This is a genomic window from Hylemonella sp. GW821-FHT12C09 (assembly GCF_058807395.1).
The window spans coordinates 293,277-308,230 of record NZ_JBXAQQ010000002.1; the positions used below are offsets into that span (position 1 = coordinate 293,277).

Annotated in this window: 14 protein-coding genes and 1 CRISPR repeat array; of the genes, 6 read left to right on the plus strand and 8 right to left on the minus strand. The window is 64.2% G+C overall.

Annotated features, from left to right (window positions below; all coding sequences use genetic code 11):
* Positions 1-7: 7 nt before the first annotated feature.
* On the minus strand, positions 8-727 hold the full coding sequence (locus AC1RRP_RS05230; protein ID WP_493033942.1) for a DUF4395 domain-containing protein: 720 nt from the start codon (positions 725-727) through the stop codon (positions 8-10).
* A gap of 156 nt (positions 728-883) precedes the next feature.
* The gene (locus AC1RRP_RS05235; RefSeq protein ID WP_493033943.1) at positions 884-1,054 is read right to left on the minus strand and encodes a hypothetical protein; all 171 of its coding nucleotides are present in this window, start codon (positions 1,052-1,054) and stop codon (positions 884-886) included.
* Between the two features lie 212 nt (positions 1,055-1,266).
* On the opposite strand from AC1RRP_RS05235, the gene cas9 reads away from it, so the two are divergent.
* Genes cas9 through cas2 form a run of 3 tightly spaced genes read left to right on the plus strand, consistent with a single transcriptional unit; the run spans position 1,267 to position 5,597 of the window.
* Entirely contained in the window at positions 1,267-4,332 is a 3,066-nt protein-coding gene (cas9, locus tag AC1RRP_RS05240) for a type II CRISPR RNA-guided endonuclease Cas9 (protein WP_493033944.1), read from the plus strand.
* A gap of 6 nt (positions 4,333-4,338) precedes the next feature.
* Entirely contained in the window at positions 4,339-5,268 is a 930-nt protein-coding gene (gene cas1, locus AC1RRP_RS05245) for a type II CRISPR-associated endonuclease Cas1 (protein WP_493033945.1), read from the plus strand.
* Between the two features lie 23 nt (positions 5,269-5,291).
* Complete coding sequence (gene cas2 / locus AC1RRP_RS05250) at positions 5,292-5,597, plus strand: CRISPR-associated endonuclease Cas2 (RefSeq protein WP_493033946.1); 306 nt, start codon at positions 5,292-5,294, stop codon at positions 5,595-5,597.
* A gap of 70 nt (positions 5,598-5,667) precedes the next feature.
* A CRISPR array of direct repeats spans positions 5,668-6,561; the repeat unit is 36 nt; unit sequence AGTCTAGTCGATTGGGATATGAACTCTGACCGGAAC.
* A gap of 70 nt (positions 6,562-6,631) precedes the next feature.
* Here the strand turns inward: cas2 and AC1RRP_RS05255 are convergent.
* From AC1RRP_RS05255 to AC1RRP_RS05275, 5 genes are all read right to left on the minus strand, one after another.
* A complete protein-coding gene (locus AC1RRP_RS05255) occupies positions 6,632-6,931 on the minus strand; it encodes a hypothetical protein (protein ID WP_493033947.1) in 300 nt (99 codons plus the stop codon).
* A gap of 18 nt (positions 6,932-6,949) precedes the next feature.
* The gene (thiS, locus tag AC1RRP_RS05260) at positions 6,950-7,204 is read right to left on the minus strand and encodes a sulfur carrier protein ThiS (RefSeq protein WP_493033948.1); all 255 of its coding nucleotides are present in this window, start codon (positions 7,202-7,204) and stop codon (positions 6,950-6,952) included.
* Between the two features lie 19 nt (positions 7,205-7,223).
* Complete coding sequence (locus tag AC1RRP_RS05265; RefSeq protein ID WP_493033950.1) at positions 7,224-8,522, minus strand: NAD(P)/FAD-dependent oxidoreductase; 1,299 nt, start codon at positions 8,520-8,522, stop codon at positions 7,224-7,226.
* A 65-nt stretch (positions 8,523-8,587) separates the two neighbouring features.
* Positions 8,588-10,435: an aldehyde ferredoxin oxidoreductase family protein gene (locus AC1RRP_RS05270; protein WP_493033951.1), complete on the minus strand. Its 1,848-nt coding sequence runs from the start codon at positions 10,433-10,435 to the stop codon at positions 8,588-8,590.
* 11 nt (positions 10,436-10,446) lie between these two features.
* Complete coding sequence (locus AC1RRP_RS05275; protein WP_493033952.1) at positions 10,447-10,923, minus strand: 4Fe-4S dicluster domain-containing protein; 477 nt, start codon at positions 10,921-10,923, stop codon at positions 10,447-10,449.
* A 207-nt stretch (positions 10,924-11,130) separates the two neighbouring features.
* Here AC1RRP_RS05275 and AC1RRP_RS05280 point away from each other — a divergent pair, with 207 nt between their 5' ends.
* Both AC1RRP_RS05280 and AC1RRP_RS05285 read left to right on the plus strand, forming a co-directional pair.
* The gene (locus AC1RRP_RS05280; RefSeq protein ID WP_493033953.1) at positions 11,131-12,258 is read left to right on the plus strand and encodes a helix-turn-helix domain-containing protein; all 1,128 of its coding nucleotides are present in this window, start codon (positions 11,131-11,133) and stop codon (positions 12,256-12,258) included.
* Positions 12,259-12,284: 26 nt separating this feature from the next.
* Entirely contained in the window at positions 12,285-12,884 is a 600-nt protein-coding gene (locus AC1RRP_RS05285; RefSeq protein WP_493033954.1) for a DUF2306 domain-containing protein, read from the plus strand.
* Between the two features lie 13 nt (positions 12,885-12,897).
* Here the strand turns inward: AC1RRP_RS05285 and AC1RRP_RS05290 are convergent, their stop codons facing one another.
* Positions 12,898-14,130 (minus strand): Bcr/CflA family efflux MFS transporter, encoded by a 1,233-nt coding sequence (locus tag AC1RRP_RS05290; RefSeq protein ID WP_493033955.1) that lies wholly within the window; start codon positions 14,128-14,130, stop codon positions 12,898-12,900.
* A gap of 222 nt (positions 14,131-14,352) precedes the next feature.
* Between AC1RRP_RS05290 and AC1RRP_RS05295 the strand changes: the two genes are divergently transcribed.
* On the plus strand, positions 14,353-14,922 hold the full coding sequence (locus AC1RRP_RS05295; RefSeq protein WP_493033956.1) for a cytochrome b/b6 domain-containing protein: 570 nt from the start codon (positions 14,353-14,355) through the stop codon (positions 14,920-14,922).
* Positions 14,923-14,954: the final 32 nt, after the last annotated feature.

Here is a 14,954-nt window from a genome sequence, read left to right on the forward strand (position 1 = left end):
GCCGGCCTCAGGCGTTCCAGCTCAGGTTGTTGCAGGCCTCGCACTCGTCCTTCATCAGGCCCAGCTTCACCAGCAGGGAATGGACCTTGCAGCCCACGCAAAAACCCAGCACGGTCTCCATCCACATGAACCCCAGGCAGACCCAGACCAGCACCAGCGGAATCCACTTGGGCAGGTAGTTCGTCGTGGTGGGCAGCAGCGCGTGCAGGGTCAGCGCATTGACCCAGCCGGCAAAGGTGTCGGGGTTGAAGAAGACCAGGCAGACTGCAATGAAACTCGCGCCGATGGACCAGGCAAAGCGCTTGGGCGTCAGCGGCTTCCACACCGGGGCATGGCCGCGTGCCAGCAGGCTGGCGATCAGGATGGTGGGAGAGAAACGCGCGGTGAAGGCAAACATGCCGGCCAGCATCTCGAACAAGGCGTAGAGCAGCACCCAGGTCTGCAGCGTGTAGTCGTAGGTGCGGCGGATGGCCTCCACGCTGTAGAGGATGTGGCCGTCGAAGTCGGTGTCGAAGGTGTCCTTGATGGAATTGCCGGTGACGAGCCAGTGCGATCCGAACACGGCGTCGTACAGCGTGAAGGCCATGAACAGGGGAATGGCCAGCATCAGGCCGGCGCGGATGCGCACCGCAATGTCGTTGATGAACAGGGTGTCGGCGGCCGGGTCCTGGAACCACAGCTTGCGCAAGGTGGAGGAAAACGGTCCGTGGGCTTGTTGCAGTGGCATGGATGACCTCTGGGCAGATGAACGTGAGCCCGGGCGCAAGGCACACCCGCTCGGGGCCTGCATGGCCACCGCGCTCACATAGTTAAGTTCGTGAGCATATAAGAAAGTTTCACTGTACCGCAAGAAAAAACAGGGTGGACGCCTGGAACCACGGGTTTACCCGCCCCCGCGCTGCGTGTACAGATCAAAACGCTTCATGAAAGCGTAGCGCTCGGTGTCAGGCACGCCGCTGAAGGCAAAACGCACGGCCAGGCGCGGCAGGCGCATGAGGGCGATCACACGCGGGGGCTGCGCGCTCCAGGCCAGCTGCAGGCTGGCCCTGAGCATTGGCGCTAGGCGGTTAAGGTTGAATGAAAGGACTGCAATTCGTCGTTACTCAAAAAAGACGAAGGCCGCGCATGCGCGGCCTTCCATTTGGTGCATCTTTCAGCTTGTTAGCGGACAGAGCTCATATCCCAATCGCTAGGTAATTGCACTGTAACCGTTGATTATGGAAAGCGCAATACTTCCGAAAAACTTGCATTCAGGGAGGATGCCGCATGCTACCGAAATCGCTGTACCGACTCGCGCTGGACATTGGCTCCACATCCATTGGTTGGTGCCTGCTACGCTTAGATGGAGGATCACCATCTCAACCCACGGCCATCATTCGCATGGGGGTGCGCATCTTCCCGGATGGTCGCAATCCGAAAGATGGCAGCTCACTGGCCGTCACCCGCCGCAACGCGCGGGCGATGCGCAGACGCCGCGACCGGCTTCTGAAGCGCAAGGAACGGCTGAGCAATGCCCTCTGCCGGCTCCGTTTTTTCCCGCAAGCCGAGGCGGCGCGGCGCGCGCTGGTCCAACTTGACCCTTATGAACTGCGAAGAAGGGGACTATACGAGCCCTTGACTGGCCCGGAATTCGCCCGCGCCCTGTTCCACCTCAACCAACGGCGCGGATTTCTGAGCAACCGCAAGACCGACAAGAAAGACAGCGAAAGCGGCGCGCTCAAAAAGGCCATCAAGGACTTGCGCGAAAAGCTGACGCAGGAAAACTGCCAGACCCTGGGTGAATGGCTGGCCAAGAGACATCAAGAACGGCTGAGCGTACGTGCCCGCCTGCGCGGCAAGACGCAGAAGGACAAGGCCTACGATTTTTACGCCGACCGCGCCATGATCGAGCACGAGTTCGATACACTGTGGGCCAAGCAAAGCGCATTGAATCCGCCCCTGTTCAGCGAAGCGTCCCGAGCAGAACTGAAGGACGTGCTGCTGCATCAGCGACCGCTCAAACCGGTACGCCCCGGCCGCTGCACCCTGATCCCCGATGAAGAACGCGCGCCACTGGCCCTGCCCAGCACGCAGCGCTTCCGCATCTACCAGGAGGTCAACAACCTGCGCTTACTGACGCCGGATTTGCGCGAAACCCCGTTGACGCTGGAGCAGCGCGACAAGATCGCCACCCTGCTTGAACGGCAAGGTGAAGTGCGCTTTACCGCCATGCTCAAGACGCTCAAACTGCCCGGCACGACCAAGTTCAATCTGGAAGACATCAAGCGCGACCGGCTCAAAGGAAATACAACCACCGCCATCCTGTCCAAGGACTCGACCTTTGGTGATGCGTGGTTCGGATTCGACCATACCCTGCAAGACACCATCGTGGATAGGCTGCTCAACGAGGCCAGTGAAGCCGCTCTGATTCGATGGCTTCATAACCACACCGGCGTTGACGAAGCCACCGCCGAACGCATTGCCAACACCGGCCTGCCCGAAGGCTATGGCAGCCTGAGCCGCGAGGCATTAGCCGCTGTGGTACCACAGCTCATCAAGGACGTCGTCGTCTATTCCGTAGCGGTCAAACGAGCGGGCTTCGACAGCCATAGCGTCTTGTCGCACGCGGAAACGACCGGCGAGATCATGGACCAGCTTCCCTACTACGGAGACCCACTGCGCCGTCATGTCGCCTTCGCCAAGGACAACCCGCGCAATGATGAGGAGCGCTTCGGTAAAATCGCCAACCCGACCGTTCACATTGGCCTGAACGAATTGCGCAAGGTGGTCAATGCGCTGATCCGGCGCTACGGTCATCCGAGCGAGGTCGTGGTGGAAGTCGCTCGTGACCTGAAGCTGAGCAGGGAGCGAAAACTCGACATCCAGCGCGATCAGAAAGTCAGGCAAGACCTCAATGACCAGCAGGTAGCGGAAGCTTGCTCCGTCCTTGGGCTGGCGCCAGCCAACCTGGACCGCGCAAAGCGTCGCGAGCTCTCCCAAAAGATGCAGCTCTGGGTGGAGCTCAACGCGAAAAACGTGGCCGACCGCCAATGTCCATACACCGGCGAACAGATCAGCATCGACCGGCTGCTGTCCAACGAGGTGGAGATCGAGCACATCCTGCCCTACTCGATGACGCTGGACGACAGCCTGAACAACAAAACCGTGGCCATGCGCCGCGCCAACCGCGACAAGGGCAACCGCTCGCCCTACGACGCTTTCGGCAAGACCTCCGTGCCTGGCTATGACTACCAGGCCATGCTGCAGCGCGCAGTGCTGATGCCCAAAGAAAAAGCCAAGCGCTTCGCACCCGACGGCTACCAGCGCTGGCTCAAGGAAGACAAGGATTTCCTAGCGCGCGCCCTCAACGACACGGCCTATTTGTCGCGCATCGCAAAGGAATACCTGAGCCTGATCTGCCCGTCGAACAAGGTGCGAGCCATTCCCGGCCGTATGACGGCACTGCTGCGCGGAAAGTACGGCTTGAATCAACTGCTTTCGGGCACCACACTGAAAAACCGGAACGATCACCGTCACCATGCGCTCGACTCGGCTGTGATTGGCATCACCGACCAGGGGCTGCTGCAACGTTTTGCCAAGGCCAGCGCAAATGCCTGCGAAATGCAGCTCGACCGGCTGGTGGAAGAAATGCCCCTGCCTTGGCCCACTTACCGCGACCATGTAGCGCGCGGCTTGGAGCACATCGTCGTGAGCCACAAGCCGGATCACGGCTACCAAGGTGCCATGCACGAGGAAACCGCCTGGGGCCTCTTGGGTGATGGACAGGCCACTCGGCGCCTGCGCCCAGAGGATGGCGGTCCGCGTCAGCGGGAAATCAAGAACAAGAACCTAGTCGAAATCAATAGCACCAGCAATCCTACCCGCCATGGACTTGATCAACATGGCGCTCCCAAGGCTTACAAGGGTTACGTCGGCGGCAGCAATTACTGCATCGAGATCTGGCGCGACGATAAGGGGAAGTGGTCCAGCAACACTGTGAGCACTTTCGACGCATATCAAGTCATTAAGCAACTTGGTGAAAAAAATGGATGGATAGAACTGCGAAACACGAAGTTTTCTCTAGATAGCAAACCGCTAGTGATGCGCTTGATGATTGGCGACGCAGTTCGCCTTGTCGTCGACGGGAACCAACGGACAGTTCGACTCGTTTACACCAATGCACAAGGAACATTGGCCTTCATCGACCTTGCTGAAGCAAACGTAGATTCACGTACGCGAAGCAAAGAAATTAGCTACCTCTTTAAAACTGCCAGTTCGCTTCAAAAATCTCAAGGTCGCCGAGTAACCATCACTGAGATCGGCGATCTACGCGATCCTGGGTTCAAAGGGTAGCTCATCATGATTGGCCGCATCGTCGAAGTGGCCGATGACCGGCGGCATCTATTCATGTCGCGTGGCTTCATGGTGGTGCAGGACACCGAGGGCGAGCGCAAGGAGTTGGGGCAGGTGCCGCTGGACGATATAGCCGCCGTGATCGCTAATGCCCATGGCCTGAGCTACACCAACAACCTGCTGGTCGCGCTGGCCGAACGCGGCGCACCCTTCGTGCTGTGTTCGGCCAATCACAATGCCGTGGGCATGCTGCTGCCGGTGGACGGAAATTACCACCAGGCCAAGCGCTTTGACGCTCAGATCGAAGCCGGCAAACCCCTGATGAAACGCCTGTGGGCAGAGATCGTGCGCGCCAAACTGACGCAGCAAGCCGCCGCACTGGAGGCAGCGGGCAGTCCAACCGCGCCCCTTAATGCGCTGGTCAGCAAGGTCCGCTCCGGCGACCCGGACAATCTGGAAGCCCAGGGCGCACGCCGCTACTGGGGGCTCTTGTTTGGCGACAGCTTTCGACGCGATCAGAACGCGGGCGGACTCAACGCCATGCTGAACTATGGCTACACAGTGCTACGCGCCGCGACAGCACGCGCCGTCGTCGGCGCCGGCTTACACCCGACACTGGGCCTGCATCACAGCAATGAAGGCAATGCCATGCGGCTGGTCGATGATCTGATGGAGCCCTTCCGCCCCGTCATCGACCTCAAAGTCTGGCAACTGCATCGGAACGGAGAAAGAGACCTCGCCCCGGACACCAAGCGCGCGCTGGTACGCACCCTGTATGACGACATGCAGACCGATGCCGGCGCAACACCGGTGCTGGTCTGCGCGCAGAAGCTGGCCACATCGCTGGCGCAGGTCTATCTGGGTGAGCGTGACAAGCTGGACCTGCCCCTGCCCGGACTGCCACTGGCACTGGCCGCAGCGCTCAATGACGAATAGCCATGCTCTCGGGATACCGGCTCATGTGGGTAGTCGTGATGTTTGATCTTCCCGTCGTTGAAAAGGCCGAACGCAAGGCCGCGACCGACTTTCGCAATGCCCTGCTGGACATGGGTTTTGAAATGGCACAGTTCTCGGTCTACATGCGCTTTTGCACCAGTCAGGCCCAGATCGACACCTATGGCAAATACGTCGAAACCGCCTTGCCTGAGGGCGGCAAGGTGAATATCCTTCAGTTCACCGACAAACAGTACGAACGCATCATTTCTTTCCACGGCAAGGCCAAGCAGCCCCCAAATAAAACACCCGATCAATTTGATCTGTTCTAGGTTTCGCCATGATTTCTGGAGCCTCGAAAACGAAAAACCCCTTGACGAATCAAGGGGTTATCGCCGACCTAGTCTAGTCGATTGGGATATGAACTCTGACCGGAACTCTAAGCCTGAGATTGTTAAGCCTGTCCAGAGTCTAGTCGATTGGGATATGAACTCTGACCGGAACCATCATTTCGTACATCGGCGGCTGGCTGATAGTCTAGTCGATTGGGATATGAACTCTGACCGGAACTCTTGCATTTCCTTCGTGTATTTCGCGTCCAGTCTAGTCGATTGGGATATGAACTCTGACCGGAACATGACCCACTGGCCGCTGGCGCTGGGAAGAAGTCTAGTCGATTGGGATATGAACTCTGACCGGAACTGTAGCCACTCGATCACCAGCGCCCAGCCTAGTCTAGTCGATTGGGATATGAACTCTGACCGGAACTTGACCGTTGCGGTCTTCCGATCTCAGCAAAGTCTAGTCGATTGGGATATGAACTCTGACCGGAACTGTCAACGCAGCCTATGGGAGCAGCTACGCAGTCTAGTCGATTGGGATATGAACTCTGACCGGAACCCACGCCAGGCGCGCCAGCGGATCCGTGGCAGTCTAGTCGATTGGGATATGAACTCTGACCGGAACCCGCGCCGCGCGCTCTACGTTGGGGCTCTTAGTCTAGTCGATTGGGATATGAACTCTGACCGGAACCGCTCTGACCGCAGCGACCAGCTGCTGCGCAGTCTAGTCGATTGGGATATGAACTCTGACCGGAACTCCACCTCTGTCAGCACCAGCGAGGCCGCAAGTCTAGTCGATTGGGATATGAACTCTGACCGGAACGCGTGGCCTTGCCCTCCGGGTCCATGCCGGAGTCTAGTCGATTGGGATATGAACTCTGACCGGAACGCGGGTGAGCGTGACTGCTGCGGTCTTGCCAGTCTAGTCGATTGGGATATGAACTCTGACCGGAACACCTCTCCGAAGCGGATAGACCCGCTTCGGAGAGGTGCCGCGCATAGCGCGGTTGCTATGCAAGAAACATTTACCCGCCCCCGCGCTGCGTGTACAGATCAAAACGCTTCATGAAAGCGTAGCGCTCGGTGTCAGGCACGCCGCTGAAGGCAAAACGCACGGCCAGGCGCGGCAGGCGCATCAAGGCGATGACACGCGGCGACTCCACCCGCCAGTCCAGCCGCAGTAACCCTGCGCCAAGGGTGACGCGGGCCGAGGAGGCACCCACCTCATGGGCATGCTCGCCCACGGCACGCGGCAGCCATGACAGCCACTCGGCCTCGGTACAGGCCATGTCGCGCTCGAAACGCTCGGGGTAGAAGGATTGCACGGCGCCGGCTCGCGCTGCTCAGCCGCCGGCAATCGGCGGCCAGATGGCCAGCACGTCGCCCTCGACCAGCGCCCGCGTGGCCCGCTGCTCCGGCGGAATGTAGACGCCGTTGACCAGCACCAGGTGCACCAGCCTGGGCGGCAGGCCATAGGGCTCGATCAGCTGCGTGATGGTGGCGCCGGGCGCCACGTCCACGGCGATCTGGTTGTCGCCGCGCGCCTGCGGCGGCAGGTAGTCGGTCAGCGAGGCGAAGAGCTTGAAGGTGATCTTCATCACCGGGGATGATAGGGTGTCATGCACGCCGACGCGCATCGTCCGCACCGCTCCAGTGGCCCTGCGCCTGCGCACAGGCGAGGTAGGCCGGCACCAGCTGGGTGGGGTCCTTGAGCAGCGTGTCCTTCCAGCCGCCGAGTTTCACCTGGCCTTCGACCAGGCCGCGCATCACCCCCACGTGCTCGGTCCAGCCCACGCTGTTGCAACCCACCAGCACGTCGCCCTGGAACTGCAGGCTCAGGTGGCGCCAGGCCAGCGCATCGGTCAGCTCGGCGTGCTGGCCGCCGGGTGCGCCCTGCCAGTTGCCGAAGCTCGTGGAGATCAGGCCCAGGGTATCGAGCACGTTGATCTGCGTCACGCCACGCAGCACGGCACGCTTGCCCGGCCTGTTCTGCAGCGCCATGTTCAGCGCTGCCACCCGCGCCTGCTCGGCCGCGTTGGGCTGGATGGCACTGACGATGGGCTTGCCGCTGACCTTGTCAAAGGCCTCGGCGCAGTCGCCCGCGGCGTAGATGCCCGGCACATTGCTCTGCATGTGTTCGTCGGTCAGCACGCCCTGCAGGCACTTCAGGCCTGATTTCTCCAGGAAGCCGATGGCGGGTTTCACACCGGTGGCGCTGATGACCAAGTCCACATTGAGCGTCTTGCCATTGGACAGTTTCACGTCCAGCGTCTGGTCCTTGCCCTGTGCGATGGACTCGACCTTGGTGCCGGTAAACACCGTCACGCCCTTGGACTCCACCCACTGCTTGATCATGCCGCCCGCGGCCGGGCCCATCATGCGCGGCACCATGCGGTCGCCCATCTCCACCACGGTCAGCGCCACACCGCGTGCGGCCAGCGCTTCCAGGATGATGCAGCCGATGAAACCAGCGCCCATCTGCAGCACGCGCGCGCCCTGCGCCGCACGCGCCTGGATGGCGCGTGCATCGGCCAGCGTCCAGCAACTCTCCACGCCGGGCAGGTCGATGCCGGGAATGGGCGCGCTCACCGGGTTGGAGCCGGTGGCGACCAGCAGTGTGTCGAAGGCCAGGGACTGCCCCTTGTCCAGCGTGACCCGCTTCGCCTTCGCCTCCAGCTGGATGGCCTTGGCCTGCACGGCCTCGATGCGCAGGTCACTGTAGTGGCGCGCGCCCTTGCGCAGCAGGGTGCCCTCTTCGCCGATGTGGCCCATCAGCAGGTAGGGGATGGCCATGCGCGAATACGGCGCCTCGCGCTCCTCCCCCACCAGGGTGATGCGGTCATCCGGCGCCTGCCGGCGCAAGGTCTCGGCCGCGATCACGCCGGCCGGGCCGGCGCCCAGGATCACATGGTGCATATGGTTCTCCAGAGGATCTGCCCCTCACCCTACCCTCTCCCCAAAGGGGCGAGGGTGGTTTTTCATTACAGCCCCAGGCGCTTCTTGGTGGCGGGCGTGGGCCGGCCTTCGGTGTCCCAGCCCCGCACCTCGTAGTACCTGGGCAGCATCTTGGCCAGCTCGTTGACCTTGCCTTTGGCCGGGCCGGTCTTGGCCGGCTCGGTCAGCAGGCGCTTAGGCAGCGAGTCGTCCGCCTTGGTCAGGCCGGCGCGGTTGTTGAACTCGCGCTCCATGTTCCAGATGCGCTCGCCGATCTTCTCCAGCTCCTCGGTGGTGTACTGCTCGCCGATCGCGCCCTGCAATTGCGGCGCCAGGTCGGCCAGGCCCCAGGCAAAGGTGGTGAACACGCACAGGCCCGACGAATCGAAAGCCGCGGTCGCGTCCTGGAAGGCCTTCACCAGCTCGGGCTTGCCCTCGCTCTGCAGCGGATCGGTCTTGACCGGAATGCCCAGCACTTCCGATGCGATGGTGTAGCCGCGCAGGTGGCAGCCGCCGCGGTTGCTGGTGGCATAGGCCAGGCCGATGCCCTGGATGCCGCGCCCGTCGTAGGCCGGGAATTCCTGGCCCTTGGAGGTCATGGACAGCTCGGGGTGGCCGTACTTGGCGGTCAGGCGCTTGCTGCCCTGGCCGATCTCCTTGCCGAAGCCGCGGCCGTGCACCGTCTCGTCCACCAGGAAGGCCAGCGCCTTGGCGGAACCGAAGGGAGCCTCGATGCCGATCTGCTCCTTGGTGAGCACGCCCTTTTCATACAGCTCCATCACCGCGCCCACGGTGGCGCCGAAGCTGATGGGGTCGATGCCTTCCTCGTTGCAGATCATGGTGGCGTACTGCAGGCACTCGAGGTCGTTCACGCCATTGGCCGCACCCAGCGCCCAGGCCGCCTCGTACTCCAGGCCGCCGGAGGCACCCCAGTACTGCGGCTTGTTGGCCACCGTGAAGTGGCCTTCGTCCATCTTGCTGATGCGCCCGCAGGCGATGGTGCAGCCGAAGCAGGCCTGGTTGGTCACCAGCTGCTTCTTGCCGTCGGTCTTGCGCGGCGTGGCCATGGCTTCCGCCGAGATGTCCTTGGCGCCTTCGAACTGCACGTCCTGGTGGTTGCGCGTGGGCAGCGCGCCCACCTCGTTGATCACGTTCATCAGCACCTGGGTGCCGTAGGCCGGCAGGCCCTGGCCGGTGACCGCGTTGTCCTTGAGGATCTGCTTCTTCTCCTTCACGGCTTTCATGAAAGCCTGCGGGTCGCGGATATTGCCCACGCCCTTGGTGCCGCGCACGGCAATCGCCTTCAGGTTCTTGCTGCCCATCACCGTGCCCACCCCCGAGCGGCCGGCCGCGCGGTGCAGGTCGTTGACCACGGCGGCGAACAGCACGCCGTTTTCACCGGCCTTGCCGATGCTGGAGACGCGCAGCAGCGGGTCCTGCAGGCTCTTCTTCAGCGCCTCTTCGGTCTTCCAGACGCTCTGGCCCCAGAGGTGGCCGGCGTCACGCAGCTCGGCCACATCGTCGTTCACGTAAAGATAGACCGGCTTAGGCGACCTGCCTTCGAAGATCACCATGTCCCAGCCGGCCATCTTGAACTCGGCGCCCCAGTAACCGCCCGAATTGGAGCAGGCGATGGCGCCCGTCAGCGGGCTCTTGGTGATGACGGTGTAGCGCCCGCCCGTGGAGGCCATGGTGCCGGTCAGCGGGCCGGTGGCCCAGATGATCTTGTTCGCCGGCGAGAGCGGGTCGACCTTGGCGTCCACCTCTTCCACCAGGTATTTGGAGCCCAGGCCGCGCGAGCCCAGGTAGGCGTGCGCCCAGTCCATGTTCAGCGGCTCCGATGTCACGGTGCCCTTCGTCAGGTCGACGCGGAGAATTTTTCCTGCCCAAGACATGATGTTTCTCCTTAAGTCGCAGAGGGTTGGTTGCCGAGCTTGTTGGCCCACTGTTCCATCTTGCCCAGGCCCGTCCAGTTGGCGTCGATGAAGGTGATGGCTCCGGTCGGGCAGGCGTCGGCACAGGCCGGCTCGCCGCCGCACAGGTCGCATTTCTGCACCTTGCCGGTTTCCTGCACGTAGTTGATGGTGCCGAAGGGGCAGGCAATGGTGCAGACCTTGCAGCCCACGCAGGTGGCGTCGTTCACCACCTTGGCGCCGGTCTCCTTGTTGACGGTGATCGCCTCCACCGGGCAGGCGTGCAGGCACCAGGCCTCGTCGCACTGGGTGCAGGTGTAGGGCACTTTCTTGCCGGTGTGGTGGAAGTCGAATACCTTGATACGCGACTTGGCGGTGGCGAAGGTGCCGTAGTTCTCGAAGGAACAGGCCATTTCGCACTGCAGACAGCCGGTGCACTTGTCTGCGTTGATGTGCAACACCTTTTGCATGGAGGTCTCCTGGGGTTCGTGCCGCGGCACTTTGCCTATGAATCGTTGTGCATAGGCATTCTTGAATTGCGGTCTCCAGGAGGGACTAGGGAGAACCCTAGTCGGCTATGGCACCGGCGCGCTTTATTCTCAAAATGCAACACCGCGCCAAGAATGCCAAACGCTGGCATGATGCGCCTCAGGCACGAACCGCCACCGCCTACCGCCATGCATGCCACCCCCGCTGCCCAGCCCATTTCCCGCCTCGCGCGCATCGCGCAGGCGCGCCAGCTCGCCCTGCAGGAAGCGGCGCCGCTGGCCGGCGGCCTGGTCGAACCGTGGATCGCGCAGAGCTGGCAGCGCTGCCTGGCCCGCGGCCTGCGCCCGCAGGAGCGCGTGAACTTCGAGGCTGTCTCGGCCACCGTCATGCGCCAGGCCTCGGAGGCCAACCACACGCTCATGCAGGCCGCGCGCCCCATCCTCAAGCAGCTCGGCGGCGCCCTGGCCGAAACGCGCTACTTCGCCATCCTCACCAACCATGACGGTGTGGTGATCGACACCGACGGCCCCATCGACCGCAGCGACCGCCGCGCCGCCCTCATCACCCGCGTCGGCGTCAGCCTCTCGGAAAACAGCGTGGGCACCACAGCCATCGGCGCGGCGCTGCGCGAATTGCAGCCGGTCTGGCTGCACCGCGGGGAACACTTCTTCCAGGACACCTCGGTCTACAGCTGCGCCGGCTCGCCCCTGTTCGGCCCCGACGGCCGCTGCGTCGGCATGCTCGACCTCACCGGCATCGAAGCGGCCGAACGCCCCGAGCTGCGGCACCTCGCCACCCACGCTGCGCGCCGCATCGAGAACGCGCTGCTGCTGCAGCGCCCCCACCGCCTGCTGCTGCGCATGAACTGGCCCGGCATGCCGCTGGGCGACGACGCCGACGGCCTGCTGGCCCTGGACACCGATGGCCTGGTGTGCGCCAGCAACCGCGCAGCGCGCCAGCTGCTGCCCATGCTGGCCGGCAACCAGCACAACGAGCTGCACAGCCGCGACCTCTTCGCCCTGCCCTGGGAGATGCTGTTCGACGCCGCCCGCCAGGGCCAGCCGGTGGAAGTGCCGCTGTGGTCCGGCCTGCGCCTGCAGGCGCGCGCCGAACTGGTGGGCCGCGCTGCCGGCCCCGCCATGGCGCCGCGCACGACCAGCACGCCAGCCACCACCCTGCCCCTGCGCGACGTGGAAACCAGCCTGATCCGCAAGGCCGTGCAAGAAGCCCGCGGCAACGTGGCCCAGGCCGCGCGCAACCTGGGCATCAGCCGCGCCACGGTCTACCGCAAGCTTGGCACCGGCAAGCGCGACTGAACCCTAATCCTCGCACCCGCGCCGGCATGCGACTGACCAGCTCCTTCGCACTCACCCTGCTCTCGCTCGGCGTGGCCGGCTACGCACTGGTCGTGTACGGCTTCCTGCCTCCGGGCGTCACCGTGCACCCGGACATGCGCGCCAATTTCGAGGGCCAGCGTCTCGGAATCTATGCACACGTGTTCGGCGCGGTGTTCGCGCTCGCGCTCGGCCCTTTCCAGTTCTCCGCACGCCTGCGCGCGGCCCGCCCGGCCCTGCACCGCTGGATGGGCCGGCTCTATCTCGGCGTGGGGGTGCTGGTCGGCGGAACAGCGGGCCTGTACATGGCGTACTTCGCCTTTGGCGGCTGGGTATCCAGCCTGGGCTTCGGCCTGCTCGCGCTGGCCTGGCTGTACACCGGCCTGCGCGCCTACCGGGCCATCCGTGCGCTCCAGGTGACGGAACACCGCCGCTGGATGGTGCGCAACTTCGCGCTGACCTTTGCTGCGGTGACGCTGCGCCTGTGGCTGCCGGCGTCCATGCTGGCCGGCCTGCCCTTCGAGCTCGCCTACCCGGTCATTGCCTGGCTGTGCTGGGTGCCCAACCTGCTGGTGGCCGAGTGGATGCTGCGGCCCAGGCCGGCCTGAGCCCGGCGCTCCCTCAGACCACCACCGGCTTGCGCTTCACCGCGTAGCTCAGCAGCAGCTGGGCCACACCGCCCATCAGCGAAAAACCCATCATCAGCAGGCCCAGGTTCACCGGGCCCTCGTGTTCGAGCAGGCCCACCACATAACTGCCGAAGGCCCCCATCACCTGCTGCGAGGCGCCGGCCACGGCCGCAGCGGCGCCGGCCAGCGCCGGAATCAGGCCCACCGAACCCGAGATGGCGGGCGGGGCAATCAAACCGTGGCCCAGGCCCAGCAGCGTCAGCGGCAGCGCAAAGGCCCAGGGGGTGTGCAAGCCTCCCCAGGCCAGCAGCAGCATGAGCCCCAGCCCGGCCTGCACCGCGAAGAAGCCCAGCCCCATGAGGCGGCGGTCGCCCATGCGGTGCACCAGGCGGCTGGTCAGCATGTTGCCCAGGATGTAGGGGATGGGCACCGCCATGATGTACCAGCCCATGCGGTCCGGCGTCACGCCGTAGTGCGTGAGCACGATGGGCGCGCCCGAGAGGAAGCAGTAGAAGGCCGAGGTGAGCATCGCCATGATGAGCACGTAGCACAGGAAGGTCGGCTCGCGCAGCAGCCGCGCGTAGGCACTGAACAGCGCGGTCAGCCAGTGCGTGGCGCTCGCATGGACCGGCTTGCGCGCCGGCAGGCCCCGCCAGGCCGCCAGCAGGGCCAGCGCTGCCAGCGCCGCGGTGATCCAGAAATTGGCCTGCCAGCCCAGGGCCACGTGCACTTGGCCGCCCAGCAGCGTGGCCAGCGGCGGGCAGGTGCCCATGGCCATGCCCACATAGGCCATCATGCGCGTGCGCTCACGGCCGCTGAAAAAATCCTGCACCATGGCCCGCCCCACGGACATGCCCGCCGCGCCGCCCGCGCCCTGCAGCACACGCCCCAGTACCAGCACGACCAGGTTGGGGGCCAGCGCCGCGATCACCGAGCCCAGCAGGACCAGCGCCATGCCACCCAGCAGCAGCGGCTTGCGCCCGATGCGGTCCGACCAGGGGCCGTAGACCAGCTGCAGGCCGCCGAAGGCCGCCACATAGGCACTGAAGGTCAGCTGCACGCCGGCCTGGCTGGCACCGAATTCCGTGGCCCAGGTCGGCATCGACGGCAGGCAGAGGGTCATGGCCACGACACCGAAGGTGATCTGCAGCAGCAGCGTGGCCATCAGCCAGCCACCGGGATGCGCCGGGACGGCGACGGCAGGTTCGCGGGTGTGGGAGGTCATGTTTTTCTGCGGGAGGGGATGGGACACGGTAGCCGCTCTGGCACCGAAGCAGTGTAGCCACGCTCGGGCCCCCGCACCCGGCAAGCGTGCACTATCAGCTAGAGACTCCCTGCATAACGCGCGCCGTGCGCAGCTTGGCGCCCCGCAACCGAACCTTGTCCAGGATCATGGCCAGCCGCAGGCTGCTGGCCCACAATCCGGCATGCACAGGCGGACTGCCCCATGAACTCATCGACACCCCGGCGCTACGACTGGCTGAGCCAGTTCTTCCATTGGGCCACGGCCCTGGCCGTGGCCGCGGCTTACGTCATCGAACCCCACGGCTTCAAGCGCCTGCTGCGCCAGGGCCTGGACCCGGCCGCCAGCAGCAGCGTGCTCTGGCACGAATCGCTCGGCATCCTCGTGCTGGGGCTCACATTGCTGCGCCTGCTCTGGCTGGCCGCGCGGCCGGCCCCGCCACAGTTGGAGATGGCGGGCTGGATGCAGCGCGTCGCGCGCCTGACACATGGCGCGCTGTGGCTGCTGGTGCTGCTCACGCCCCTGGCAGCCCTGCTCACGCTGGCCGGCAAGGACGCCCCGCTCACCCTGCTCGGCGGCCTGCGGCTGCAGGAGCTGCCCTGGATCGCCCACTCCGCCCTCTCGCGCCTGCTCGACTGGGGCGACGTGCACGAGGTCCTGGGCAACACCCTGCTGCTCGTCGCCGGCGCGCATGCGGCCGCCGCGCTGTACCACCAGTTCGTGCTCGGGGACGGCGCGCTCACGGCCATGCTGCCCGGCAGGCGGCGCGGCTGAGCGCGCGCAACGCGACCTCATGAAAAAAGGGA

Bases quoted from the DNA above. Each gene is read 5' to 3' on its own strand.
- AC1RRP_RS05230 (WP_493033942.1), bottom strand. From the start codon at position 727: ATGCCACTGCAACAAGCCCACGGACCGTTTTCCTCCACCTTGCGCAAG.
- AC1RRP_RS05235 (WP_493033943.1), bottom strand. From the start codon at position 1,054: ATGCTCAGGGCCAGCCTGCAGCTGGCCTGGAGCGCGCAGCCCCCGCGT.
- cas9 (WP_493033944.1), top strand. From the start codon at position 1,267: ATGCTACCGAAATCGCTGTACCGACTCGCGCTGGACATTGGCTCCACA.
- cas1 (WP_493033945.1), top strand. From the start codon at position 4,339: ATGATTGGCCGCATCGTCGAAGTGGCCGATGACCGGCGGCATCTATTC.
- cas2 (WP_493033946.1), top strand. From the start codon at position 5,292: ATGTGGGTAGTCGTGATGTTTGATCTTCCCGTCGTTGAAAAGGCCGAA.
- thiS (WP_493033948.1), bottom strand. From the start codon at position 7,204: ATGAAGATCACCTTCAAGCTCTTCGCCTCGCTGACCGACTACCTGCCG.
- AC1RRP_RS05265 (WP_493033950.1), bottom strand. From the start codon at position 8,522: ATGCACCATGTGATCCTGGGCGCCGGCCCGGCCGGCGTGATCGCGGCC.
- AC1RRP_RS05270 (WP_493033951.1), bottom strand. From the start codon at position 10,435: ATGTCTTGGGCAGGAAAAATTCTCCGCGTCGACCTGACGAAGGGCACC.
- AC1RRP_RS05275 (WP_493033952.1), bottom strand. From the start codon at position 10,923: ATGCAAAAGGTGTTGCACATCAACGCAGACAAGTGCACCGGCTGTCTG.
- AC1RRP_RS05280 (WP_493033953.1), top strand. From the start codon at position 11,131: ATGCATGCCACCCCCGCTGCCCAGCCCATTTCCCGCCTCGCGCGCATC.
- AC1RRP_RS05285 (WP_493033954.1), top strand. From the start codon at position 12,285: ATGCGACTGACCAGCTCCTTCGCACTCACCCTGCTCTCGCTCGGCGTG.
- AC1RRP_RS05290 (WP_493033955.1), bottom strand. From the start codon at position 14,130: ATGACCTCCCACACCCGCGAACCTGCCGTCGCCGTCCCGGCGCATCCC.
- AC1RRP_RS05295 (WP_493033956.1), top strand. From the start codon at position 14,353: ATGAACTCATCGACACCCCGGCGCTACGACTGGCTGAGCCAGTTCTTC.